We start from the raw sequence: 26,137 nt of genomic DNA, 5'->3' as shown, positions 1-26,137 counted from the left end.
GCCCCTACGATAGATTACCAAGGCTAAGCACCTGATATTCATATCAAATGCTTAGCCTTAGCACTAATTGAGAAAGCGAATTTGATATTAGAGTGTAATGTTGAACACCCGGGTTGCATTCTTATAAAGTATCTTCTCTTTCTCTTCGAGTGTCAAACCAGCTTCTTCATAGATTCCTGCAATAAAGCCCGGGTGGATGAGGTCGAGGTCGCTACCAAAGAGGATTTTGTCTACGCCTGCAATGTCTATGGAACGTCGGACTTTGTTGTGCTCAAGCACGCTACTGCAAAACTCCATATAAAGGTTTTCCGTACGTCGGGCAGCCTCGGCTGCTTCGCGCCATGCATCTGCACCTCCATGACCCATAATAATCGGCCGGTCAGGACAGTGTTGTGCAAGCTCTTCCGCCTGACTTGGCATCCCCGCCCCATAAGTATGAATGAGGAGGGGCAGGCCAAATTCCTGGATTTTGCGCACCATTGCTTTGGTTTTAGGGGAGTTGATGCTGATGCGGCAATAAGCAGGATGAATCTTGGCGCCGACAAAATTGGGTTTCTTGGCGTATTTTTCCAGTTCACGGCATGACGCATCGAAATAGTTTGGGTTTACAGTAATATAGCCTAGAAGCTCTGGATAACCTTCAATTGCCTTTTCCATCTGTGCATTGCCCTCAACAAAGTCATAGACAATAGCATAGCTTGATGAAAGAATGACCTTCGAAATTCCGCGCCTGCGCATTAGGTCAAGGGTGAAATCTACGCCAGTACCCTTCATTGGGAACGGCCACTTGCCATAATGGGCGTGAACGTCAATAATAGGCGTGTCTTCGAATGGCTTATCAAGGTTAAGGCTAATCCCATTTCTCGCAGGAAGCTCAGGGAAGAGCCTCCGAGCATTTCCAGCGAAAATCAACGCTTTCTGTAAATCTGTAAGATATGCCTCGTTGACAGCGTTTAGCGAAGCTCTCATCGAACATGAAGGGTGGTTCGAGCCAAACAAAAATCGCTCTGCGCCGATAGCTTCAACACCGACTTTGAGGGCATCGGGTGTGTCTATAATCTGAGCTTCGATGTAAAGTTGAGGATGTTCGGCACAAACAGCCAGCGCCTCTGCAAGGTTGAAGTAACCAATGCCACACATTATCACAGGGATAGTCGTCCCTTGGACTGCCTGAAGAATTTCAGTAGGAGTTCCACTTCCCGCACCACTCACAATCAGGGGCATCTGGAGGCTTTCTAGTGTTCGAAGAATCGGACGGAACATTGCCGATGAAATTCTCCAACCCTGGGCTTCGGGGAAAACTCGCAGAGCCACAAACCCCTGCTTCTTTCGCTTCTCGATTTCCTCAATGACGCCAATATGCCTGCGAGGATCAACGGTTGCAACTGGCACAAGCTCAGGATGTGCTTGTGCTACTGTATAAGTTTCATCGTTTCCCTCCTCCGCATCATAACTAACCCCTTTAAGCGAATAGGTCAAGGCAGCAGACACACCGAATTTTCGAAGAGAGTTTAGAAGCGTACCTAGCGATACGTCAGTATCGCGATATGGCAGGAACCCAAAATGGGTGTTTATATCCACAACCGAGAAATTCATGACTTCCTCCCAGCATAATACCTGGCAACTTTATTGATTGCATGGCCAACATCTTGAATATCTTGCTCGCTAAAGAACTCGTTGCAACCCATGGTGATAATACTCCTAAGGATTTCGACTGTATTCGGGCAGTCTTCCTCACGATACTGCCTCGGGTTTGCATTAGGGCACGTGAACGGGCATCCGGATGTCCCATAGGTCATGCGTTCTTGGAAAACCGGCGACATGTATATTGGCTTGCCGATATACCCAACGCCAGCTGGCACACCTTCTGCCGTCAAAGCTTTGCAAAACTCCTGAGGGGTAACGTTAAGAATCTTCTCATTAATAGTGAAAGGATACAGCCACCACGAATGCTTGCATCCTTCACGAACAACAGGAGGATTAACACCAGGGGCATCAACAATAAGTTGAGTTATTCCTTCCGCAACTTTGCGCCTTCGCTCAACAATGTCTTTTACTTTCTCCACCTGAGCGCAAGCCACTGCTCCAGATAGCTCATTCATGCGGTAGTTAATGCCAAGAAACATGTAGTCTCGCGCACCTGGTTCGCGTGGCCAACCCTTATCCATAAAGAGCCTTGCACGATTAGCAAGATTATCATCATTTGTAATGGTAATCCCGCCGTCACCAGCAGTCATGTGCTTTGACTGTTGAAGGCTGAAGCAGCCAATGTCGCCCATAGTTCCCGCTAGGTGCCCTTTGTACTCAGCCAAGTAAGCCTGGCAGCAATCTTCAATCACCTTCAAGCCATGCTTTTTTGCTATTTCCAAGATGGGATCCATATCGCACATTTGGCCGAACAAATGAACAGGTATAATAGCCTTAGTCTTGCTTGTGATACATGCCTCAACGCTTTCTGGTAGGAGGGTGTATGTTTCTGGATCAAGGTCAGCAAAAACAGGAATGGCGTTTTGAAATAAAATTCCAATCAGCGTCCCCATATCAGTTATTGGGGATGTTATGATTTCATCGCCAGGGTTGGGATTAATACTAGCGACTGCGATGTGGATTGCTGCCGTGCCAGAAGTAGAAGCAATGCCGTGTCTTACTCCCAACATCTCGGCAAATACTTTTTCAAATTGGTCAACAAACTTGCCTCCATAGCGGAAGAGACTACCGGAATTTATCACTTCCGTAAGATTTGCGATCTCTTCCCTGCCCATATCTCGGCCCGATTTATTGCCAACACTGGGCAGTGGAGTTGTTCGCACAGGGGTTCCGCCTTCAATCGCCAGCTTTTCAGTACTCAAGACTTTTCCATCTCCTTTTCAGCAGAATAACGGTAATAGTAAAATAATCAAGTGCTTGGATTTGTAATTTTCTCAATATCCACTATATGAAGTTTAAACGCGTTACCACCCTTAACCTGCAAAATCAAATGAAATATGTCCTTAAAAATGGAAATAGCCCGGTCTTATTAAAGATTACCCCGGGCAAATTAAGCGGTGGCCTTTTCCATTTGACGGTAATTTGAAGTTATCCTTTGGTTATCTTGCTGATTTTACTCTCAGCATTTTCTATTAGCTTTGCTAGGCGTTCGGAACTAACCGCACCACCACAGAGGCTCTGAAGCGCCTCATTGAGTGGCTTGCCCAGAACTTTCCGCGCAACTTCATCCATGAGCTTTACTCCCATTTCCTCACGGCTGATATTTGGGCTATAGACGAATGGGTCGGTCTTTTTGGTTCCCGTTCTTGTCTGAGTCAAAATGCCCTTTCTGGAGAGCTTCGCCATAGTAAGCATAATAGTAGAATACGAGAGCTCACGGCGCGGATACATTATCTTGAAGACCTGGCTTGAAGTAACAGGAGGTTCAAGATTCCAAACAATATCCATTATCTGGGCTTCCAACTCGCCTAGCGAACCTCCGCCTAGACTGCGTCGTATGCCGACGTAGTCGCGGGCGCCTTCGTTGCTACTCATTAGTACCTCCTTTCTCCTACCGCGGAAACCGGCACACCGCCGGTCTTCGGATAAATTGCCTTAGTAGTATATATAAAGTTAGAAGCTTTGTCAAGGAGCAATTCGATTATGCTTTATATAATCTTTGCACTGTAAGGGCTTTTATACCTCTAAATGTCCTTATGCTTTCTTAAAAGGGAGCAAGCTTTTGGAGAGGAATTTGCCAAACAATCAGCGATTGGGTGGTACTTAACGCTTAGCCATTTATAAGCAAAAAGGGCGTCCATTTTATAGGAACGCCCTAACGATTGCCTGTAAATTTAAAGCAGAATTATGCCACCTTTTTTACCTCGAACCGCGGCTTATAGTTGCTACATTTGTACGACTTTGAATCCTCCCGAGGTGACTCTGCCTCGGATAAATAAACATAATCTTGAGTTATCGAACACCGCTGATAGGTCTTATCGTAATTCCCACAATCAATGCACCGGCGCAAAACACTCCAACAAACGCTACACTTGAGACTCCCTATCAATTCGATTCTGCCGCAAAGCGGACAATGAATATAAACTTCTTTAAAGCCATCCTGTCTTTTTTGAAGTGTAACTCTTAGCCTATTCACAAACTTCTCTAATTCATCCAAACATGTAGCACAGCTACTAAGCAGCTGATTCATTGTCTCCACTTTTAGAAATTCAAACAATCGTTCATCCAGCAATGAGCAAAGCTGATTAGCTGTTTTCTCTAAACTTGCCAAATGTTGTTCTGCAGTCTGTGGTTTGAAGGGTTTGGCTTTCCGATGGGCTTTCCCGATTTGCTTTAAGATTTCCTCTGTAACCCTAAGCGGCACTCGAAGGAATGCTTCTTTTTTCTCAGGGACGTTGCGTATTGCATCTATCAAGCGCTGAGTCTCATTGACCGAAAGGCCCTCGTTTTTTATTTTTTCAACTAGCCGCTGCTGAGTAACAGGGTCGGAGTTAAGAGCGCGCAAGACCCGCGCATGCGCTTCCGTAAAGCCACTGCAAGAATTCTTATCCCATGAAGCAACCAATTCATGCTGAACAGCTTCTGGTAGCTCAAGCAATTCAAGGTGGCGACGAAGTGTGCTCTCGCTTACTCCAAGCGTTTTAGCACATTTCTCCCAAGTCATGAAACTAAGAAGCGATTCAATTGCATGTGCGCGATCAATAGGGTTTAAGTCTTCACGCTGAAAGTTTTCAAGCAAAGCATCCGTGGATGCATCTTCATCACTTACTTCGCGGACAATGGCGGGTATCTCTGTTAAGCCTGCAATCTTACTAGCTCTATATCTCCGCTCGCCCATAATTATCTCATACTTTCCGTCCTTCGGGCGAACCACAATTGGCTCCAGCACACCTCGTTCCTTAATGGACCTGGCAAGCTCTTCCAGACTGTGGTCATAAAAAGTCCTTCGAGGTTGTTTGGCATTCGCCACGATATCTTCAAGCTTTATCAGTTGCATGTGTTTCCCCTCTGCAAGCCGGCCGTCGAATCGTCTCCTATCACAAATTATTGTCATTTTAATGCTACAAATCGAGTGTCTAGAGGCTAAAACAAGCATTTGTACGGGCAAATCTCTTGCGGTTGACAGTATTTGCAAGCAATGCTAGACTCATCTCAATCATCGGTCCAGACATAATCAGTATGCGGAGTCATTTTCACCCCTTAAAATAATTGGCGCAAAGAAAGCGAGGAATCTATGCCACGAAATAAACTAATCCCCGCAATCTTTCTCACATTCTTAATCGCAATCATAACTACAGGTTGCGGCGGAAGCAGTGGTTGTGGAACCGGCAATATTACCGAAAAATGGACATTCCTAGTTTACATGTGCGCAGATAATGACCTTGAAAGGTACGCTCTTCAGGACCTTAATGAACTAGAAACAATTGGCTCGAATAAAAATGTTGCCATCGTCGTTCAGATTGACCGATCATCTGGATTTGATTCAAGCGATGGCAATTGGACAACTACACGCCGATACTATATCACCAAAGATTCCGATACTTCACACATTGGTTCCGTACTTTTGGATGACATGGGCGAGCTTGACATGTCGTCAGAATCCGTTCTCGGAGATTTTATCCGCTGGGGTTCAGAAAACTATCCAGCAGATCATTTTGTGCTAGTACTATGGAATCACGGAAGAGGCTGGCAAACCCGCGCCACAATGTTAACCCCAGAATCTTCAATCAAAGCCATCAATTACGACCAATCGTCTATGAGGGAAATGAACCTCGAACAGCTTCACTTGGCTCTTGTTGCAGGTCCTAGATTTGACATTGTATTATTCGATGCATGTCTTATGGGTATGCTAGAGGTTGCCTATGCAATCGATGACAATGCCGACATCATGATTGCATCAGAAGATAATATACCAGCTGCGGGCCAACCTTACCATTTGCTTCTCTCAGCCCTACAATCGAAGCCTGGAATGACGCCTTACGAATTCAGCACTTTAATTGTGAACAATTTCGTTGACTATTATATCAATCGCACCTCAGGTCCTATTACTGCCTCAGCTATTGAGCTTTCAGCAATTAAAGAATTGGCCAATGCAACTGACCACCTTGGAAGCGCCATTCTGCAGAACTTGGACAATGAGCGCTCGGTCGTCAGGAGCGTGCAACAAACCGTGCAATATTTCGATAGTGAGAGAATGTACTACAACGATTATAAGGATCTCTATAATTTTGCTTACCTACTGAGCACTCAAGCAACTACTGAACAGGTCCGTACGATTGCGAAAGAAGTAACAAATGCTGTTGAAAATGCAATTATCGCAGAGAGGCATGCAGGCAATCAGGTAGCAAACGCACGCGGCATTTCAATTTATATTTCCGACCCAGGAGCTTTTTCTGCAAAATATTCACAAATCGCTTTCGCACAAGATACAAGTTGGGACGAATTTCTAATGCAGTATTAGTGCAAAGAGTATACTTTTTACTACCTAAGATCTTTTATGAAAGAATAGACTTTGCATTCACTAGGAGTTATTTTTAGGCGTATGGCACCACCATGATCCGTCCTGTAGACTTTAACTCCTACCACCTCAAGGCGGCGTAGCACATTGCCTGATGGATGGCCGAACGGATTGTTTCGACCTGCACTTATCACAGCAACTTTTGGCGAAACCGCCCGAACCCATTCTTCGCTAGTTGCATTTTCGCTTCCATGGTGCGCAACCTTAAGCACTGTACTTTTTAGCGGCAGACCAGCTGATATCATGCTTTTCTCAGCCTCAATGCCTGCGTCACCGGCAAGAAGGACGCTTTGGTGGCCGTATGTAAGACGAAGAACAATCGAGTTATTGTTTAAATCATCTCCGGTTCCTTCAAAATGTAGCTTTGGCGGATTAAGAATTTTTGCTTGCACACCGTCGCCAAAGTCTATCGTTTGTCCTCGCAACGCTTTGCGATAATCAATTTTCCTTGAGCTGATTACATTTAGGAAAGTCGTGTATGCCTGAGACGGATGAGGTACTGCGAGGTCAAGTACCATTCCAATTTCAAAATCCTTTAGAACCCTGATTAATCCCTGCACATGATCCTCATGGGGATGTGTAAGCACTACTATGTCAATCCGGTTGAGCCCGACGCTTCGAATAAAAGGAGTGACCACCCGAAGGCCAATCGTTTCGTCCTCAGGTATATCAGCTCGCCCTCCGCCATCTACTAGCATTGTACGCCCACTGGGAGTCCGAACGAAAATACAATCACCTTGGCCAACATCTAGAAAAGTTACCTCCAGCACCTTTTCTCGCGGCGACAGTGCGAGCAACCAAATCCCAAGGATAACCACTGCCACACTAAGTAAGGTTATGGCTCTTCTGTATGCGTAAAACATTCTTGTGTGCATTTTCGAGGACCCCTAACAGCACAGCATAGTACAGTGCAATTATCAATAGAGGTGGCGAACTTACTGAAACTGACGACCATGAACGTCCACCAAGTTCACCAACTACCCCCAGCGTGGCCGCCGCTATCCAGCTAGGCAAAACTGCCGCAATGTGACCAAGTGGTGGAATTAGAAAGCCAATTAAAAGCGCTGCTACACTACTAGCGGTTAGTATTAAAACTAAAATTGCAATAAAGGCATTTGCAATAAGAGAAACAAGAGAAAAATAATTGAAATAATAAGCTGTAATCGGCATAGTTCCTAAAGTAGCAGCTATAGACAGAAAAACGGCCCCACCGATGCTTTTTGCACCCAAAACCACAATCCTGTCCAAGAAAGTCCCGCGGATGACATTGCGGGTTTTTGGGCTACCGAGGACACTCTCTCCCATTGGCTCAAGCAACGGCATAACGAGTATAATTGCAATCACTGCAGCAAAAGAAAGTTGAAAATCTACATGGTAGAGGCTTAGCGGATTCAAACCCGTTACGATTAAACAAGCTAGCATTACAGCATTCGGCAGGTCGGTTGATCTCCAAAATAAATATGATGACAAATGGGCTGTTACCATAACCGCAGCTCTCACAATTGATGGACTTGCTCCTACGAGAAGAGTAAAAGCCCAAACTGAAGCTATCAAGATTAAATGCCGCCAAAACCTGGGTATCGTGAGCCGAAGCACTATCCAACCTAAGATTGTGATAATAACCACGCAATTGTACCCGGATGGGGCGAAAAGATGCATAGTTCCGCTACGCATAAACACCGTCTGTATATCCAGCGGCAAGAGTGAATAGTTGCCAAGCAGTATCCCAAGCAGGAGTTGTCCTTGTACTTGGGGAAACATTTCGGTTGTTTTGGACATTAACGCATCTTTGAACCGAGCTATAACCACCGCCAAACCGCCGGTATTTTGTTTGTTGATGGTGATGTTATCGTAATAAGTTGAAAGGCTTGAGTAAATACGCAATCTTGCCAGATAGCTGCGGTAGTCAACAGCCCCTGGATTCGAAGGTGGAGGCGGGTGGCGCAACCTACCGTATATGGTAACCATATTGCCAAAGAAGGGCACCTGCTGAGGCTTAGGCACATATTTAGTACTGTAAACGGTCACCATGATTCTCCCACGTACTGGAAACTCGCCTGCATAAGTCTTTATCCTGCTTGCTTCCAAGATAAAGCGCACTCTGTCTCCACGTGGTTCCGGGTCCGAAACTACCCTGCCCGTAACACGAACTAGCCTGCCATTAGCAAACAACGATACATCGTTATTGGGGATTCTTAGATAAAGAGAGGTTCGAATGAATCCGACAGTAAATAACAATAGCCCTAGAATAAGCGCATAGGGAGGGAAAGGCCTTTTAATGAAAGAAAACCCCAGCAACAAGATGCATACACAAATCCAGAAACCGGCTGAGCAAATCATATGCGCTTGAACAGCGCAAATAATGCCTGCAATATAAGTAATCGTAAAAATAAAAAGTGGGCGTTTATGTAAGCTCATTCGGCCTCACAAAGACACGAAAGGCCGAAGCTTCTCAAGTTTTTTAGGGCCTATTCCGCTGACCTCATTAAGCTCATCAATTGACTGGAAACGCCCATGCTCAGCCCGATAATCTAAGATTCTCTGTGCCATAGCTGGACCTATGCCCGGGAGGCGTTGAAGTTCCTCAAAACCTGCAGTGTTGAGATTTACGGTTCCCTCCCCTGGCGTTGTTAGTTTTTGTGGACCCTTCTTTTCAGCGCTTTCAGTCCTGCTGCCGACTGAAGTACTTTGTTTTGTAACTTTACCACTGCGGACGATGGAAATCTTTGGGGCGGGAATCTCGCCTTTCGCCGCAAGATACAACTGCTGGCCATCTTGAAGCTTCTCGGCGAGGTTTATGCTATCAAGGTCCGCTTTCCCAACAGGACCGCCGGCTGCTTTGATTGCATCATTAACTCTGCTGTCTGGTTTCAGGAAATAAACGCCTGGTTTCTTTACATTACCGGCGACATGAACGCATATTTTGGCGCTAACAGGGAGTTCGGGCTTAATATTCTCGCTAGGTTCTGCTGTTTTCGACCCAGCTTCGATAAATTTAATTCCTTCGTTTGAACTAAACGTTCCCGACCTCGCCACGAGAATGCCTGTACCCAAAAGTGCAAGTCCCACGATTAAATACGCAGCAACAAGCTGGCCCCTGCTGAAGTTGAACACGGATTGCCCCTCTCCTTTCAACCTTGCCAATGGCTAAAATTATACCAGATTCTATTGCAGACTGCTTGAACTTACTGACCAGGAACAGGAATCGGAGGCAATGAAGTCGGCTCGTTAGGAATTTGCGTCTGAGTCCTTGCGCCGGGAAGCCTTCGAGAGAAATTTTCCCAGAACTTCGAATTCTGCTCTGGCTTGAGGAGCTTTTCGAACGCAGTCCATGTATCAACTTCGATTAACAGAATTGTCTCCTCTTGCTTTGCAATTGCTGTTGCTAATGTTTTTACTCTTGTCGCATCGGTCGAATCAGCCTTCAACTCATTCACTAAAGCAGACATCTGAGTTCCAGACTGGGTGATTTGTTGGATTTTCTGCTGTGCAGACTTGAAAAGCTCTTCGGTTTTTCGCAATTGGTCTTCGTCGAGGTTGAGCTCCTCACCAAGTCTCTGGAGAGACTGCAGAGAAGGTAGTGAGAATACCCTGACAGGGCATGGCCCACCTTGGAGAACCGAACGGTCGAGAGGCAGAATAGGCGGAGCAGACTGAACTCCTGGTTTATTTCTAACCTGAGCAAGAACAGAAGAAGCGATGATAACAAGAGCCGCAATAGAGACTAATACAATCACAAGCAAAGCAAACCTTTTTCGCAACATAGTTATTCCCCCTTTTGAGCTCACATTGCTAACGCTGACTTCAATAATACACTAGGATAAAAAATGAGTCCAGGACGAAGGTTAACTTTCACCCTCGCCCTGGACCAGAAGATTAAAAATTGATGCTTTAATTCAAACTAGGGCTTTGCAGGAGGTTGAGGCGCACCTGGCGCTGGCGGTCGCGGACCTCCTATCTCTCTCTGCACTTTCTGATGTAAATACTGCGCGAAGCCTTGCTGCTGCTGAGCATTCAGTATGCCCCTAAATGCCAACCAGAAATCAAACTCAGCATCTAGAATAGCGTTCTCTGCCTGAGAAACCTTATTCGCAGCCGCATTCAGCGCGCCCTTGTTCGGCGATGGACTCTGCAGTATGTCTAACACTTCTTTCGTTCCGGCTGCTTTCTGTTCAAGTAAGGGTCTAACCTTTTCCATGAACTGCTTGCAGAGCTCAAGAATTTTCTGCTTCTGCTCCTCGGTCAACCCTATGGTAACAGCGAGCTTTTCAATCTCGCCTCTTCCGGGCGGTAGCAGATACCTCTGAAGGTAGACATTGCGATAGAACCAATAAGTTTTATCCATGGGTCTCCGCCCTATAAGACCCTGCGGACCAGCAAATCCGCTTACAACCGGCTTCTGTTTCGCTGGCTTGACCTGCGGCTGATTCTGGGCATATGCCATCAATGCAAACACAAAAACCAGAACCAAAGCTACTGCAACCACTTTTCTAACCATTAGTTTTATCCTCCTTTCATTGGATTATGTCGTTCGGAATGTGCTGTGCTCAGCAAATTCCAAACGCTTTAGACGGAGATTTTGGAAAATTGTTCATTTGAATCGCCATTTTGCATATGATAAAGTAATATAACAATACGCTTTTTATGGGAAGGCAGAATTGTTTATGAAACGAAAGCCAGACTTTGAACAATTCCTAAAAGTCCTCCGCAGACAAGGAAAACCCAATCACCTACCATTTTACGAGCACATCGCTAGTCCAGGGTTCATTACTAGAAGAACCGGAAAGCCGTTCGACAAAATGAACCTCGATGACACAGAGTACTGGCGTACTTATGTTGATTTCTGGCTTGGAATGGGTTTCGACTGCATCCCAATGGAAATCAGCCTTAATTGCCCCCTTCCCTCCACAGGCGGTGGGCTGTCGCATGGAAGCGAGGCACAAGTGGTCATACGTACACTTGAAGACTATGAGAAATACCCATGGCCTGAAGAATCGCACCCGATTGAGTTCAAATATTTCGAGACAGTGGCCAGCTTACTTCCAGATGGAGTTAAAATTGTCGGCGGAGTTTGCGCAGGCCCCTATGAGTGGGTATCTAGGATGATGGGCACAATCGGATTATCGTATGCGCTTGCAGATAATCCTGAACTTGTTGCGATGGTTTTCCAAAGGATAGGACGACTCCATATTAGCGCCGTCCGCCAGCTTGCTACTTTGGATGCAATAGGCGCACTCCGTCAAGGTGATGACCTTGGTTTCAAAACATCAACGTTCCTGAGCCCAGCCGACCTCCGCCGCTTTGTATTTCCCATCTATAAGCAAATGGTCGAAGAAGCACATAAAGCTGGCAAGCCGTTTATACTTCACTCTTGCGGCAATTTATCGGAAGTTTACGAAGACCTAATTGAATATTGCCGAATAGATGCCAAGCACTCATTCGAAGATGCCATTATGCCTGTCCAGGAATTCAAGCGAAAGTATGGAAGAAGGGTTACTCCCCTGGGGGGGCTTGATGTAGACGTCATCTGCCGAAGCTCAGAGGAAGACCTTCGCACATATGCTAGGCGAATGATAGAGGAATGCTTCTACGATGGCTACTGGGCTCTTGGCACCGGCAATTCTTTAACCGACTACATGCCGGTCGAAAACTACCTAGCTGTCCTTGATGAAGGCATTCGCATAGCTGGCTGAAAATTCGGCGCCAAGCTATTTAAAACTACACCTTGCATCTGACATCCCCAAAAATGCCCTCTTGCTGAGAATTAAAGGCTTTCCGCATGCCCTATGGCTTGCTTTAGGCAATTGGTTCCAATGGTAAATGGAGTCAATATGCTACAGGCACAATTTGTCTACAACTCAATTGTCTGCTCTCGGCTGGGACCAACGCTGATGAGGCTAACCGGAACGCCGACTAATCGCTCGATATGTTGAATGTATCCCTTCGCGTTTGCCGGAAGGTCATCAAAATGAGTGATTCTTGAGATATCCTCCGTCCAGCCAGGAAGTTCATCGTAGACTGGCACACATTCGCGTATAGATTCCCAGTCGCTGGGAAGCCGATCAGTCTCAGAGCCATCGCAAAGATAGGCACGGCAAATCTTCAAAGTTTCAAGCCCGGTCAGCACATCCAAAAGAGTAATTGCAAGATCGGTAAAGCCGTTCACCATTGCTGAGTATCTGATTGCCACGGTGTCACACCAGCCGCACCTTCTTGGTCTGCCTGTGGTCGTGCCATATTCGTTTCCCCGCTCCCGAATATATTCACCTGTCGCATCGAGCAATTCCGTAGGGAAAACGCCAGCGCCAACACGTGTTGTATACGCCTTAGCAACACCAACTATCCTATCGAATGCACGCGGCCCAACCCCAGTACCAAGCGACGCTGCACCTGCTACCGTGTGGGATGATGTGACGAAAGGATATGTGCCATAGTCTATATCCAGGAGGGTACCCTGAGCCCCCTCGAATAATAACCTAGCTCCTTTTTGCGCCGCCTCTGCTACAAGGTAATTCGTATCGGTTACGTAAGGCCTAATACGGTCTGCGTACACAAGATACTCTTCGAGGATTGCATCCAAAGGGAAGCCCTCTGCTTCGTAAATTTTGGTAATAATTGCATTTTTTAGCTTGAGGTTTTCGGATAATCGGCTGCGAAAACGCCCGGGGTCTATGAATTCGGCCATGCGAATGCCTATCCTCGACGCTTTGTCTGCATATGCTGGTCCTATGCCGCGAGCTGTGGTACCTAGTGCATTTCTGCCCTTTCGCTCTTCTTCAAGGCGGTCAAGAAGAACATGATACGGCATAATGACATGGGCATTCATGCTGACTTTTAAGTTTTTTGTAGATATCCCTCGCCGCTCGAGTTCATCCAATTCACTTACCAATACACCTGGGTCAACAACCTCGCCATCACCTATAACAGAAACAACATTACTCCGAAGTATACCGCAAGGGATAAGGTGAAATTTATAAACCTCAGACCCTATGACAACGGTGTGGCCAGCATTGTTTCCGCCATTGTAGCGAATAACATAATCAGCATCTGCGGCAAGGACATCCACAACCTTGCCTTTTGCTTCGTCGCCCCATTGGGCACCCACGACAACCGTATTTGCCATCTCCTCGTTCCCTCTTCATTGTTCACAAAATAAGGAAGTGGATAGCCTTATTGCTATCCACTTTTCCTAAACTCCAAGCTCAGCCAGTATACCAACCGACAAGCCATTTTGTCAAGAAATGCCGTGCATGTTTTTAGCGTTGGAATAGCAAAGCATGCCAAGCCCAGTTTTTTAGCAAAAGCAAACTTTACATTAGTAGACGCCAAGTTTATCAACGAGTCTTCGCAGGGCTTGGTGTCCTGGGAGGCTGATATCCCGCGCCCTCGATGCGGCCATCCTTGCGGAGTCTTATCACCTGCGGCGGCTGGCCTTCAATCAGGATATGACGGCGACATTCCAACACGACGGCGCTATCTGGGGTTTTTGGCGATGGCGGGTAATAGATGTAACTGCTCTCGCCTGAATGCGCTTTGTCCGATGGACAGTAAAGAATCTTTTTGTCCTCCAAATAGTCTGGATAGAGTTCGCCCAGCGAAGAAGGATATTTGCCATTCTTTGCATAATATCTCTCTAACGCTCTGTGAAGCTCCTGAAGCTGTACTGTACATTGTGCCATTGCTTTTGCTTCCTCTATCCCCTTCTTGAAAGCAGGATTGCTTGCAATAACCCTATACAGCCAATAACTTCCAACTATTATTACAAAAACAAGCACCAAACACGAAATGGCTCCTATCTTCAGGCAGCTCATTTTTCTTTCTGGCCTTGGTGGAGGATATTGGGATTCCTGGTTGAACATGACTATTCACCCCTAAAATTGTCTTGCGATTTCACCCATATTATCTACTTTAATGCCAGGAGTCAAGCAATCAACCTGAGTTGCTATCTTATATGGCGTCTGGTATAATCTGCGCATGCGAATATTAAACACTGAAAACTGCAAACCGGAAGAATTATCAACAATCCTAGATAAACCGCTTCTTCAGGAAAACCCTGAGGTTGAAGCCACCGTTCGTGCAATAATCGCCGATGTAAAAGCTAGGGGCGACGAAGCAGTACTAGAGTACACGAGAAAGTTTGACTGGCCAAACGCAAATACAATTGCCATTCCACAAAGTGAGGTCAATAGCCTAGCTGCTCAGGTTCCAAGCAAACTTATTTCTGCAATCAGGGTTGCAAAAGAAAATATAGAGCGATTTCACCTCAAGCAAGTTCAGACCACATGGTTCGATAGCGAGCGGCCTGGGATTCTCCTTGGGCAAATAGTAAACCCTGTAGAAAGAGCTGGGATACACGTTCCCGCCTTCGCCGCGCCTCTCCCAAGTTCGCTCTTGATGTCGGCAATCCCAGCAAAAGTTGCCGGCGTACGGGAGGTCTATGTCGCCACCCCGCCAAGAAAAGACGGAACAATACACCCTGCTGTTGCGGCGGCAGCGGTCGAGGCAGGAGTTGACGGCATATTCAGAATGGGCGGTGCACAGGCGGTCGCAGCGCTTGCGTATGGCACACAAACCGTTCCCAAGGTGGACGTAATTGTCGGGCCTGGAAACATATACGCAACAATGGCAAAGCGCTTTGTCTTTGGCGAAGTAGGCATTGACATGCTAGCTGGACCAAGTGAAGTGCTTGTGATTGCAGACGAAACCGCCAACCCATGCTATGTGGCGGCGGACATGCTTTCGCAAGCAGAGCACCAAACCGATGCCCGGGCCATTCTAGTCACCACTTCGGCTCTCATTGCAAATGAAGTCAAAGCCGAACTTGAAAAACAACTAAACTTGCTCTCCAGAAGCGAAACGGCACGCAAAAGCATCGAAGAAAACGGTTTAATAATCATAGTTCCGGATATCGAAAAAGCAATCGAGATTGCAAATAGAGTCGCTCCCGAACACCTAGAACTTATGGTTAAAGATGCCCGCCAATACCTAAAATCAATCAAGAACGCTGGGGCGATATTCCTTGGTGAATACTCCACCGAGCCGATTGGAGATTACATCGCCGGGCCAAGCCACGTACTGCCTACCAGCGGAACAGCTCGCTTCTCTTCACCGCTAACCGTAGCCGATTTTACCAAGGTTTCGAGCGTAATCATGTATTCTAAAGAAAGCTTGGAAGCCGAAGGACCAACCGCTGTTGAACTTGCCGAAGCGGAGGGCCTTGATGCACACGCAAATGCTATTCGACAAAGACTTAAAAACGACTGACAGTGATTCTCAATCAGAGGTGATTATTGAAACTGGTGATTGACAACAGAACAAGCAAGGTAATTGGAGACTATAAAATAATTGGAACAAAGGCTGGAGAAACGCTAATCCATCATGACTCAGTGAAATATTTATCAAGTATAGATGGGATTATTTTCGACGTAGACGGGGTGCTCATAGATGTAAGAGAATCTATCCAGCTAGCGCACGGAAGAGTCGCTGAGATTTACTTTGGCATGCTTGGTTGGACCGATTGCGAAGGCATGATTACCCCAGAAGATGTGGATGCCTTTAAACTCGCTCGCGGTTTCAACAGCGACTGGGATCTTGCCACAGCGTGGGTATTGCTTTACCTACTAAAAAGCGTGCGATATTCGAGCACTAAGGGGTCTGAACTAAGAAGCAAGCCGCCAACAATTATGGATTTCACTGCATGTGTGGCAAAACTTGGCGGCGGATTGGAAAATGCTCGAAAGGTATTACAAAAACTTGCCTCGCAAGAGGAATGGGATGTGCTTTCGGCTTGGTCTGACAGAAAGCTACTTGAAAAGGTATTCCAGGAAACCTACTCTGGTGATCTCTGTCCAGAGGTATACGGATACAAAGCAACGATAGTCGAAGGATTGGGATTGATTCACCGTGACCGGTGCATTCTAAATAAACAGCTAGTGCCAAATGGGTTAAAGCTGGGGATTGCTACTGGGCGTACCCTTGGCGAAACTATCACGGGACTTCGGCTGATGGGCCTGTCCGATTTGTTTCCGCCTGCAGTGCTCGTAACAGAGGACGACCACCTTTGGAAGCCCAATCCCGAAGTACTCAGGCTTGCAGTCGAACGTACAGGCTGCAAACTTCCAATGTACGTAGGCGACACTCCAGACGACTTGGCTACCGTTCGCAACTATAAAGATTTGGGTTATGAAATAGCATCTTGCGCGGTGCTGACGGGTTTGAGTGACCCAAACTTGCGTGAAGTTTTCATCAGCCAAAGGGCCGATATGGTAGCAGATAACGTGAACGCCGCCCTCTTGGCATTAAGCATGTTACTATAGGAGGTGCATCATGCCCAGCCGAAAAGCAGAGTTGGAGCGGAAAACAAAAGAAACTGAGATCAAGGTAAGCCTAGACCTTGATGGTAGCGGAGAATCAAACATCCACACAGGGATAGGATTTTTTGACCACATGCTTACAGCACTGGCAAAACATGGCTTATTTGATTTGCAAGTACAAGCAAAGGGCGACCTAGAAATTGACCCGCACCACACAATCGAAGACGTTGGTATCCTTATTGGGAAAGCCATAGACAAGGCGCTCGGCAATAAGGTTGGAATAGCAAGATACGGCTGGGCGATCGTGCCAATGGACGAAGCCCTGGTGCTAACATCCATTGACCTAAGCGGGCGTGGCCTCTTATGTTATGATGTTGTCATTGAGCAAGAAAAAATTGGCACGATGGATTCAATCTTAATTCCCGAATTTTTTGAGTCAGTCGCTCGCAATGCCGGCATAACTTTGCACATTCGCAAGCTTTCCGGTGAAGACCCACACCACACAGCCGAAGCAGTTTTTAAGTCTTTTGCCAAAGCGCTTGAAGCCGCGACACGAATCAGCGAGCGAATCCATGGGGTGCCTTCAACAAAAGGCGTGCTATAGATTCAATCGAAGGAACAAAGGCTAAACTACTTGCACTCGTCACTGGGAGCTTCTAATGATTATTATTCCTGCCGTCGACATACGAAATGGAAAGTGCGTAAGGCTTCTTCAAGGAGATTTCGACCGTGAGACAGTGTTTTCGGATGACCCAATAGCGATGGCTGAGCACTGGGCATCTCTCGGGGCCGAGCGCTTGCATGTTGTTGATTTGGACGGCGCAAGAACCGGCAGTCCGCAAAATGTCGAGGTTATCGCCCGCATTGTTCGAACGTTGAAAATTCCAGTTCAACTAGGTGGCGGCATTCGAACTTTTGAAATTGCGCGCAAAATGCTCGACCTTGGTCTTGACCGCATTATAATCGGCACTACCGCGGCGCTTGACAGCAACCTTGCAGAGGAAATGTTCCGCAAATTTGGAGAACGTGCAATCCTCGGCTTGGACGCCCGCGATGGCTATGTCGCTACTCATGGATGGCAGGGTAGTACAAACCTAAAAGCTGTCGAATTTGCTAGGCATATGGAATCGCTGGGCGCACGGCGGATTATTTATACCGATATCAAGCGCGACGGGATGCTTGAGGGCGTAAATATAACTGCAATGGAAGAAATGGCTCGAGCAGTTAGCATACCCGTCATTGCATCTGGCGGCGTCTCAAGCATTGCCGATATTAAGCAACTCAAAAACCTCGAATCCATCGGCATCGAGGGCGTTATTGTTGGCAAGGCGCTATATACTGGTGCGATTGACCTAAGGAAAGCTATTGCCGTTGCCAAGTCGGGCTAATGACGTCATGCTTTACGGCTTATTTGACTCCTCCATGCAGCAACAACACCACGCTGGGCCGCGCCTTGCTATTCGTGGTGCACCAACTCTGTGAATGTTCACACCATTGCACTTTGGACACCCATCGGGCTTTGGCGTTCCAAAAGGAACTTCCCATACATAACCGCAGTCTACACATTTAAACTCGCGCTTTGCCATTTCGTACACGCCTCCCCGGATTACAATACTTTTCCCGCTCACAAGTGCATCTGCAACTTTTGCTCTGGCCGATTCAACAATACGCCCGAACGTCTGGCGGGAGACTCTCATAGCACCAGCGGCTTCTTCGTGTGTCTTGCCTTCAAGATCTGCAAGCCTGAGGGCCTCAAGCTCCTCCACTCCGAGAATTACTTGCCCGCTGGACGGCCTCCCGCAGGGGTGAAAATGGTCTACAATCGGAAGCGCTCGAACACATCTGCAAATTCTTGGCCTAGGCATTTGCTTTCTCCATTATGAGCATATGCCCATAATATCACTCAGAGAAAACCTTATCAAGCAAATTTTACTCTCGAATAAGAATGCGCAAGTCAATGACAAGCCGGATTATGGTTGTTCGACGGCAGCGACGTACCTTCGCAGGTTCTCAAGGCCAATTTCTAGGGCAAGGTGATTATCTTCCATACCCTCAAATTCAATCGAAAGGTAGCCATCGTACCCAGCCGATTTAAGAGCAGCAATACACCCGCGGACATCTATATTTCCATGGCCAATTATTGCGCCCCGATATAGATCGCCTCCTCGCGAGCGTCCCCACCCTCGGCCAGGGTCTTCATATCCAGGCTTTCTATGAAAATCCTTGGCGTGAACATGGAATGCATAGGGAGACATCCGAGTGACTGCACGCACGGGGTCATCGTCAGCGCAAATAAAGTTCCCGATATCTACAAGCGCACCAAAGTTAGGATGATTAACAGCAATCATTAGCGCCTCACACCGATCGCTATCCTGCACAAACCGTCCATGGTTCTCAACCATCGTCTTGATACCCTTATCCGCCGCGTATTCGGTAACGGCTCTGCAACCTCTCTCAAGAATTGGAAGCACCTGGAAAAAGTCCCATGTGCTTAAACGCTCAGGCGCAGGTCCGCGCGTGGCATCATGTCGCATGCGAGGTGCGCCAAGGACGGCGGCAATATCCACTTCGCCCTTCAACCGCTCGACCTCTGCTTCCCAACCGCCCTGTGCATTTAAAAAGTCCGCGCCAATTGTGTAGCTTATGATAGGAAGCCCTGCCTCAGCGCAAGCTTCTTTGATTTTTTTTGCAAAATCCACAAGGTCAGTAGTTCCCTCCGGCGCATTAAGCCCTGAGAACTCAATGCCATCGAACCCCATTGCGGCAGTTTCCTTAATGACGCCAAAAATATCCAGCTTGCCCTCTCTAAGATAGCGCGCCCAGCTGTATGAACTAACCCCAATTTTCATTGCTCTGCCTCCTTTACTTTTCCTGATTATCCCACTTCACGCATAACTTGGTCAAGGATTTGCCGCAAGCGAACTAACGTAGAATTTGAGCGTCTATTGCATTGGTAGCCATTTTTGGCTATCCTGAGAAAGGTCTTAGAAAGCCAAGGAGGACAAACCATTATGGCGGAAAACGCAATGAACAGGCGCGAATTTTTGAAAATCGCAGGTATAGGTGCGGCAGCACTTGCTCTACCAAGCTGGCTTCCAAATACGGCTGTGGGAGACAATAAACCAAACATAATTGTAATTGTCTCCGATGACCAGGGCTATGCCGAATTGGGATGTCAGGGATGCAAAGATATCCCTACGCCAAACATTGACTCCATTGCGAAAAATGGGGTCCGCTTCACCAACGGATACGTCTCATGTCCAGTCTGCAGTCCCACTAGGGCGGGGCTACTCACAGGAAGGTATCAACAAAGATTCGGGCATGAATTTAATCCAGGTCCGGCTAACGTAGCAGACGCCCAATTTGGGCTTCCTCTTACTGAAACCACTTTGGCTGCACGGCTCAAGACTGCCGGCTACAAAACAGGAATCGTCGGGAAATGGCACCTCGGCTACAATGAACCTTATTGGCCGATAAACAGAGGATTTGACGAGTTTTTTGGATTTCTTGGTGGTGCTCACCAATACTTCGGCGAGGGCAAAGAGGCTCGGAACCGCATAATGCGGGGAAAAGAACCAGTGGAAGAGAAAGAATACCTAACCGATGCTTTTGCCCGCGAGGCAGTTTCGTTTATTAATAGGCATAGCAAAGAAAAATTTTTCCTCTATCTAGCGTTCAACGCAGTACATTCGCCTCTGCAGGCACCCGAAAAATACCTTAGCCGTTTCGCCTCAATCACCGATAAAAAGCGCCGGACATTTGCTGCAATGCTTTCGGCGATGGACGATGCGGTTGGAAAGGTTCTCGACGCTCTTCGGAAAAATGAGATTGAGGAAAATACGCTGATCTTCTTCATAAGCGATAACGGCGGGCCAACGCTAAATACAACTTCGAGAAACGACCCGCTAAGGGGGTATAAAGGCCAAGTTTATGAAGGCGGAATTCGCGTGCCCTATTTGGTTCAATGGAAAGGCGTGATTCCCGCAGGTAAGGTTTACGACAAGCCAGTCATATCGCTAGATATTGCGCCAACCGCGTGTGCGGTAGCGGGCGCCGACACAAAAGGAGCCAAGTTCGACGGTGTTAACCTGCTTCCGTTCCTGACAGGCAAATCGAAAGACAATCCCCATGATGTTTTATACTGGCGATTTGGTGCTCAATCAGCAATTCGAAAAGGCAATTGGAAGCTTGTGAAATTGGAGGATGGCTACACCGAACTTTATAACTTGGAAGAAGATATCGGTGAGAAGAATAATCTCAATTCAAAGAACCAAGAGAAAGTAAAGGAACTTAGTGATTTGCTGGCGAAATGGGATTCTGAGCTTGCCGAGCCCTTATGGAAAGGGCGCGGAGCAACTAAAAAACGCATGGCAAAACAAAGAAGAAAAGCCGCAAATCAATAAAGTTTTAAATTAAAATATGGACAGACTATCTAGGAGGATAGATGGGTGGAAGTTAGAGTTGTACAAGGGTCTATTACTGAAATACCTAGCGATGCATTAATAGTAAACCTTTTTGAGGGCGTCACCGCTCCCGGCGGTGCGACTGGGGCGGTAGATCGTGCACTTGATGGAGCTATCAGCGAGCTGATCGCCGCAGGTGAAATCAAAGGCAAAATTTGTGAGACTACGCTCATTCATACGCATGGGAAGATTGCACCGAAACGGGTTCTGGTGGTTGGCCTTGGGAAGACCGATGAATTCGACTTGTATGCCGTCCGTAAAGCTGCTGGCGCCGCAATCCGCTTCTTGAAAGGCAAAAGCTTGCGGAGCGTCACTACAATAGTCCATGGAGCAGGTATTGGTGGACTTAACCCCGCCGAAGCAGCGCGGGCCACCATAGAGGCTACAATCCTTGGCATGTATGAACCTGATCTTTACAAGAAAGAAAAATCCCAACGGATTGAGACCTTTACATTAGTCGAACGAGACCCCCAGAAGGCTTCCGAGTTCGAGGCAGCTGCAGCCGAGGGACAAATTCTCGCCGAAGCAACCAACTACGCACGTGACCTGGCAAACGAGCCAGCGAACAAGATGACGCCAACTATACTAGCCGAGAAGGCACAGGAGATAGCACAAGAATATGGTCTGGAGATAGACATTCTAGATGAGAACCGCATGAATAATTTAGGCATGGGAGCAATCCTTGCAGTCGCTCAAGGTAGCGCGCAACCGCCAAGGTTAATTGTCATGCGATATCAAGCTGGCGACGACAAGCCGACAATCGCATTTATTGGCAAAGGGCTGACCTTCGACAGCGGCGGCATTTCCATAAAGCCAAGCGAAAACATGCGTGACATGAAGTTCGACATGGCCGGCGGTGCCGCAGTACTCGGCGCCATGAAGGCTATTGCTCAGCTTAAACCAGCAATCAACGTTCTGGGTGTTGTTCCTGCATCAGAGAATCTTCCCGACGGGAAAGCATATAAGCCTGGCGATGTGATTACCTGCATGAGTGGCAAAACTGTGGAGATTATCACAACCGACGCCGAAGGGCGAATGCTTCTTGCAGATGCAATTACTTACGCAAAACAGCTGGGCGCAGACTACCTGGTGGATATCGCCACGCTGACCGGTTCATGTGTGATAGCCCTTGGGATTGAAATTACGGGTCTCTTCGGAAACAACCGCAAGCTGATTGAGTATGTTCTCGACGCTTCAAAGTCTGCAGGCGAAAAAATGTGGGAACTTCCACTCGAAAAGGATTACATGCGGCAACTCAAAAGCGATATCGCCGATATTGAAAACGCTGGCGGCAGGTTTGGCGGTGCAATCACTGGCGCCCTTTTCCTGAAGGAGTTCGCTGAGGATACGCCGTGGGTCCATCTCGACATTGCCGGAACCTCAGACGTTCCAGGAGCAGAAGCAGAGTCGTACCGAGCTCCAGGTGCAACCGGCGTGGGAGTGCGCACTTTTTACCACTTAGTTAAGAAAATAGCCGGCTAATGTCCATGCCTGACGAAACCGCCTACATGAGACTCGAGTCTCGCGTTTTCCCGGCTTAGTACTCTACGATTACCTCCAATGCCTCTTGCAGAGGCATTGAAATCGAAATTATCTCAGTTGCCATATCAAAGTTTGACCATGGCATTCCGTTAATTTTGACAGATTTAATCGGCAGTTTGCTTGGATGGCGCAGTTTAAGTTTCAGACTTGCCGGCGGATTCCTGCGGGGCGGAGTAATCTCAGCAAAAATGCGGCCTTTTGAGGCTTCAGATACCACACGGTAGCTTATGGGGCCAAAGTATGTAGGAGCTTCAGTAATTTCAATCTCTTTGCCGTCGTCTAACCATTTCCTGGGGGTTCCAGGACACAGCAAAAGCGCATCCTCACGCTCCATTAACAAAAGGTACCTAAACCAGGTGAGGAACGCTGACTCATCAGGTGTCTTATAAAATGGCCCTGCGCCCCAGCCATAAGCTACGACAGGATGCTCTGTAAAACAACGTACATCAGCATAGAGATTAGCTGCAAAACTATTATAGAAAGCCCGAAGCGCATGCTCGACCTGCCCGCGAACAAGGTAAACAAGCGGATTCGGTAGTAGGTTTGACTGGATGGTAATTCCTCCATGGCTGAACCAGAAATGTTCAAGGTCGACATCCCTGCCTAACGACCTTGAGACAAAGACATTATCTTCGTAATCCTTGAGAATCCAAGTTGCCTCAATGGAATTTGGCTCAATCAAGCCGCAGTCAATATTGAAAATCGGGCCATAGAGCGAATCTCGAATCCAGCCGACATCACGGCCCCTCAGGTAGGCACGCACCGGCAAATGTGGAATCCAGCTGCCGTCCAAAAGCTTCACGACAGGAGAACGCTCCATCGAAACCGCTATTGCCCGCCGGATATCCTCGCCATATGCCCTTGCTTCGCAGGAAATTCGCTCAGCTTCATGGTGGCCAATCTCTTTTAGCACATCCGCTGTACTTTTCATCCCTTTGTAGCAGAGGGCATTCACTATGTACCAATACTTCCACTCAGGGTTGTCATCTAGGTGGCACGGCGGCAGAAGTCCATATTCCCACACTTTCGAACCGTCAGGTGCTGTGCGCATTGAAGCTTGTCGTTCTCTGACCACATAATTACAAGCATCAACCATATTTTGCGCAATCTTGGACAGCCATACCTTATCTCTCGTAAGGCGATAATGTTCGCCCAGCATCCAAAGAATCGTCCCGTGGTCAAGGCTGTAATCACCTACCTGGTAGTCATAATCCTCGCTTACTCGCAATCCATGAAGTGCGCCTTCTTGCGATTTAAACCGTCCGTCCATCCGGCGGCTACCTTGCAGTTCAACAAAAGGCATGATATATTTGCGCGCACGTTCGTGGTAACCTCTTAAATCAAGGGATCTAACTTGGTCAACTGTCTCAGTGCCAAATACCTGATAGTCCCAAGTTCCTGCACCTAACATATAAAGTCCTGTATCAACATCCTTATCTGCTGTGATAGCGATATGGCATAGATTGGCACGGTTGAAATCATTTAGTAACTGCTCTGGCACATAGAAAGCGGCGCCCGAGTTAATCTGAGCCTCCCAGTACTCGATTGTCTCTTCGAGCTTAAGTTCATAATTAAGAGCCCCGACTGCCTCCACGCCTTCATTGCCAGTAAACGTTATAAATGGAATACGAAACTCAATTTCGTGTTCCTGGCCTGGTTCAAGCTCAACGTCATAGGCAATTGCATTGTTGATGCCAATAACATCCAATGGAGAATATGAACAACACGATGGTGCCGCCACCCCCTTGCACCTTGTATCTATAAAAGCCCTCATCCGAGGCGAATCGTATGGCTCAACAATCCACTTTTTTGGTTTGCTTGGGTCATGCGAATTAGCATCCCTTGCCCGGCCTGTTGCATAAATAAAACCTTTGTCTATGACAAGCAACTCAGGGTTCTCGATTACTAGCCATAAACGACTAACCTGGCGCCGAGCTCCCACATTGCGAATGGCAACTCTAGACAATGCAACAACCGGCTCGTCTCCACGCTTGCTTTCCTCCTGCCAAGGGCTTTCGTACAAAAGAGCAGCAAATGTTGTTTGCTTATACTGGATGTCTCCGCTCATCCATTGGCTCAAGTAGATTGGCAGATAGCCCCTCAGCGGCGACTGGCTGGTTGCATCTTCGCGCTCACGGAAGTCAGGTGGTTCGCCAGAAGGAAATTTGAACCAAATTGCTTTTCCTGGCCAAAGGAGCCTTGCAGCGTCCCTACCGACCAGTTTCAACAAACTTTTGTCCGCAAAGATGTCACCATTATATCGAACTGCGAACTCCTGACGGTTAGCATCGCATCCAATTGGACAGTAACGGCCATATGGGCCCTGGCGAGTTTTCCAAAGCCGAGGTATCTCTGCGCTGGCACGCTCGTATGTTTGCTCCGGTTCAGCAGCGACCCGGTCGTAGATTGAGACCACTCCTTCTCGACGCCATTGCTTAAATCCGCCTGAGCCCTCTTTACCAACAAATACCCCAAAATCGGGGATATATACGCCGCTGTTGAGTGCATCGGTCACTTGAAATGAGAAACTCCGTTCCCTACACTTAACGGTTACCACTGTCGCATCGGGATGCAAAGGAGCCGCCTTCTCAAGAAAGTCAGCATCCACATCGGCATACAAAACCTCAATGACAATTGCCTTCGGATTCGACTCATCCATTGAAAGTAGATAGCCATTGTAAACCTCCACATTGCCTGCAAAGGTAATACCCCCGCTATTTATCCCAAATTCCACGCGTAGTGTCGCCTTCCGCCAGATTGAATCAGAAAAGACGCTGATATGCTCAATACGTGGACCAGTATCATGAAAAAGCAGACGGAGTTTGAGCGATTGGCGGAACTTTACCGAAAAGTCCTCCGCATGCGGAAGCTCAACAATGTCAAGTGGGTCGAAGGTATGTCTCCAAACATCTCCTACTACTTCAACATTATCGTGGGCTGTTACCCATTTGCCATTATATGCATCCTCGACAGCAGTCCAACCACCTGCCCATTGTTCAGGCCAGGTATGATTCCAATATTGGAGCTTCACCATGCCTGGCGAAGGAGCTTGCTGTTTGGCATACCTGACTTCGACCATCGAAAAACGGCGTGGGCATTCCCATTCCAACCCAATATGCGGTCCACCATGCTCCGGTGCATCAACTGGAAGCCATGCCGTTCCATCACTCGGAGCGTCACGTCTTTCAATTGTAAACCTATCTGAGCCAATCCAATAGCTAATTATGCCAAAAGGCGCAATGTCAACACGAGAGCCTACAACGTCTGAAGAAATGTGCATTGGTAGAATCCTTGACTTCTAGTTCGAGTGCAAT

The 26,137-nt window shown here is 47.4% G+C and carries 22 protein-coding genes; 8 read left to right on the top strand and 14 right to left on the bottom strand.

From position 1 onward, the window contains the following. Positions 1–87 precede the first annotated feature (87 nt). From QHH26_02650 to QHH26_02635, 4 genes are all read right to left on the bottom strand, one after another. A complete protein-coding gene (locus tag QHH26_02650; protein MDH7480862.1) occupies positions 88–1,596 on the bottom strand; it encodes an amidohydrolase family protein in 1,509 nt (502 codons plus the stop codon). Beyond that, on the bottom strand, positions 1,593–2,849 hold the full coding sequence (locus QHH26_02645; protein MDH7480861.1) for a DegT/DnrJ/EryC1/StrS family aminotransferase: 1,257 nt from the start codon (positions 2,847–2,849) through the stop codon (positions 1,593–1,595). Before QHH26_02645 ends, QHH26_02650 begins: the two co-directional genes overlap by 4 nt. Before the next feature lie 226 nt (positions 2,850–3,075). After that, positions 3,076–3,522, bottom strand: coding sequence for a BlaI/MecI/CopY family transcriptional regulator (locus QHH26_02640; protein MDH7480860.1), 447 nt, complete (start codon positions 3,520–3,522; stop codon positions 3,076–3,078). Positions 3,523–3,832: 310 nt separating this feature from the next. Continuing rightward, complete coding sequence (locus tag QHH26_02635) at positions 3,833–5,041, bottom strand: ParB/RepB/Spo0J family partition protein (protein ID MDH7480859.1); 1,209 nt, start codon at positions 5,039–5,041, stop codon at positions 3,833–3,835. Between the two features lie 180 nt (positions 5,042–5,221). Between QHH26_02635 and QHH26_02630 the strand changes: the two genes are divergently transcribed. Next, a complete protein-coding gene (locus QHH26_02630; protein MDH7480858.1) occupies positions 5,222–6,448 on the top strand; it encodes a clostripain-related cysteine peptidase in 1,227 nt (408 codons plus the stop codon). Positions 6,449–6,468: 20 nt separating this feature from the next. Here the strand turns inward: QHH26_02630 and QHH26_02625 are convergent, their stop codons facing one another. The 5 genes from QHH26_02625 to QHH26_02605 all read right to left on the bottom strand — a co-directional run bounded on the left by QHH26_02625 (position 6,469) and on the right by QHH26_02605 (position 11,003). Continuing rightward, the gene (locus tag QHH26_02625) at positions 6,469–7,380 is read right to left on the bottom strand and encodes a ComEC/Rec2 family competence protein (protein MDH7480857.1); all 912 of its coding nucleotides are present in this window, start codon (positions 7,378–7,380) and stop codon (positions 6,469–6,471) included. Continuing rightward, positions 7,331–8,923 carry a ComEC/Rec2 family competence protein gene (locus QHH26_02620; protein MDH7480856.1) on the bottom strand — a complete coding sequence of 531 codons (1,593 nt, stop codon included), beginning with the start codon at positions 8,921–8,923 and terminating at the stop codon, positions 7,331–7,333. Before QHH26_02620 ends, QHH26_02625 begins: the two co-directional genes overlap by 50 nt. 6 nt (positions 8,924–8,929) lie before the next feature. After that, positions 8,930–9,619: a helix-hairpin-helix domain-containing protein gene (locus QHH26_02615; protein ID MDH7480855.1), complete on the bottom strand. Its 690-nt coding sequence runs from the start codon at positions 9,617–9,619 to the stop codon at positions 8,930–8,932. Between the two features lie 71 nt (positions 9,620–9,690). Further along, positions 9,691–10,269, bottom strand: coding sequence for a hypothetical protein (locus tag QHH26_02610; GenBank protein ID MDH7480854.1), 579 nt, complete (start codon positions 10,267–10,269; stop codon positions 9,691–9,693). 137 nt (positions 10,270–10,406) lie between these two features. Further along, on the bottom strand, positions 10,407–11,003 hold the full coding sequence (locus tag QHH26_02605; GenBank protein ID MDH7480853.1) for a periplasmic heavy metal sensor: 597 nt from the start codon (positions 11,001–11,003) through the stop codon (positions 10,407–10,409). Positions 11,004–11,169: 166 nt separating this feature from the next. Here QHH26_02605 and QHH26_02600 point away from each other — a divergent pair, with 166 nt between their 5' ends. Beyond that, positions 11,170–12,198 (top strand): uroporphyrinogen decarboxylase family protein, encoded by a 1,029-nt coding sequence (locus QHH26_02600; GenBank protein ID MDH7480852.1) that lies wholly within the window; start codon positions 11,170–11,172, stop codon positions 12,196–12,198. A 158-nt stretch (positions 12,199–12,356) separates the two neighbouring features. Here QHH26_02600 and QHH26_02595 read toward each other — a convergent pair whose 3' ends face one another. Then, positions 12,357–13,628, bottom strand: a complete 1,272-nt coding sequence (locus QHH26_02595; GenBank protein MDH7480851.1) for an adenylosuccinate synthase — start codon at positions 13,626–13,628, stop codon at positions 12,357–12,359. Between the two features lie 211 nt (positions 13,629–13,839). Then, positions 13,840–14,364: a hypothetical protein gene (locus tag QHH26_02590; GenBank protein MDH7480850.1), complete on the bottom strand. Its 525-nt coding sequence runs from the start codon at positions 14,362–14,364 to the stop codon at positions 13,840–13,842. Positions 14,365–14,479: 115 nt separating this feature from the next. On the opposite strand from QHH26_02590, the gene hisD reads away from it, so the two are divergent. From hisD to hisA, 4 genes are read left to right on the top strand one after another with little or no spacing between them, the layout of a single operon-like run. After that, positions 14,480–15,769: a histidinol dehydrogenase gene (gene hisD, locus QHH26_02585; GenBank protein ID MDH7480849.1), complete on the top strand. Its 1,290-nt coding sequence runs from the start codon at positions 14,480–14,482 to the stop codon at positions 15,767–15,769. Positions 15,770–15,804: 35 nt separating this feature from the next. After that, the gene (locus tag QHH26_02580) at positions 15,805–16,821 is read left to right on the top strand and encodes an HAD hydrolase-like protein (GenBank protein MDH7480848.1); all 1,017 of its coding nucleotides are present in this window, start codon (positions 15,805–15,807) and stop codon (positions 16,819–16,821) included. A gap of 10 nt (positions 16,822–16,831) precedes the next feature. Then, entirely contained in the window at positions 16,832–17,422 is a 591-nt protein-coding gene (hisB, locus tag QHH26_02575) for an imidazoleglycerol-phosphate dehydratase HisB (protein ID MDH7480847.1), read from the top strand. Between the two features lie 55 nt (positions 17,423–17,477). Then, positions 17,478–18,206: a 1-(5-phosphoribosyl)-5-[(5-phosphoribosylamino)methylideneamino]imidazole-4-carboxamide isomerase gene (gene hisA, locus QHH26_02570; protein MDH7480846.1), complete on the top strand. Its 729-nt coding sequence runs from the start codon at positions 17,478–17,480 to the stop codon at positions 18,204–18,206. A 12-nt stretch (positions 18,207–18,218) separates the two neighbouring features. Here the strand turns inward: hisA and QHH26_02565 are convergent, their stop codons facing one another. Further along, on the bottom strand, positions 18,219–18,683 hold the full coding sequence (locus QHH26_02565) for a DUF134 domain-containing protein (protein ID MDH7480845.1): 465 nt from the start codon (positions 18,681–18,683) through the stop codon (positions 18,219–18,221). A 105-nt stretch (positions 18,684–18,788) separates the two neighbouring features. Further along, complete coding sequence (locus QHH26_02560) at positions 18,789–19,667, bottom strand: sugar phosphate isomerase/epimerase (protein ID MDH7480844.1); 879 nt, start codon at positions 19,665–19,667, stop codon at positions 18,789–18,791. Between the two features lie 162 nt (positions 19,668–19,829). Here QHH26_02560 and QHH26_02555 point away from each other — a divergent pair, with 162 nt between their 5' ends. Both QHH26_02555 and QHH26_02550 read left to right on the top strand, forming a co-directional pair. Then, positions 19,830–21,221: a sulfatase gene (locus QHH26_02555; GenBank protein ID MDH7480843.1), complete on the top strand. Its 1,392-nt coding sequence runs from the start codon at positions 19,830–19,832 to the stop codon at positions 21,219–21,221. A 45-nt stretch (positions 21,222–21,266) separates the two neighbouring features. Beyond that, complete coding sequence (locus QHH26_02550) at positions 21,267–22,763, top strand: leucyl aminopeptidase (GenBank protein MDH7480842.1); 1,497 nt, start codon at positions 21,267–21,269, stop codon at positions 22,761–22,763. Positions 22,764–22,818: 55 nt separating this feature from the next. Here the strand turns inward: QHH26_02550 and QHH26_02545 are convergent, their stop codons facing one another. Then, a complete protein-coding gene (locus tag QHH26_02545; GenBank protein MDH7480841.1) occupies positions 22,819–26,103 on the bottom strand; it encodes a hypothetical protein in 3,285 nt (1,094 codons plus the stop codon). Positions 26,104–26,137 lie beyond the last annotated feature (34 nt).

Source organism: Armatimonadota bacterium, from assembly GCA_029907255.1.
Classification (GTDB): Bacteria; Armatimonadota; UBA5829; order DTJY01; family DTJY01; genus JAIMAU01.
This window is presented reverse-complemented; position numbering and strand designations above follow the sequence as displayed.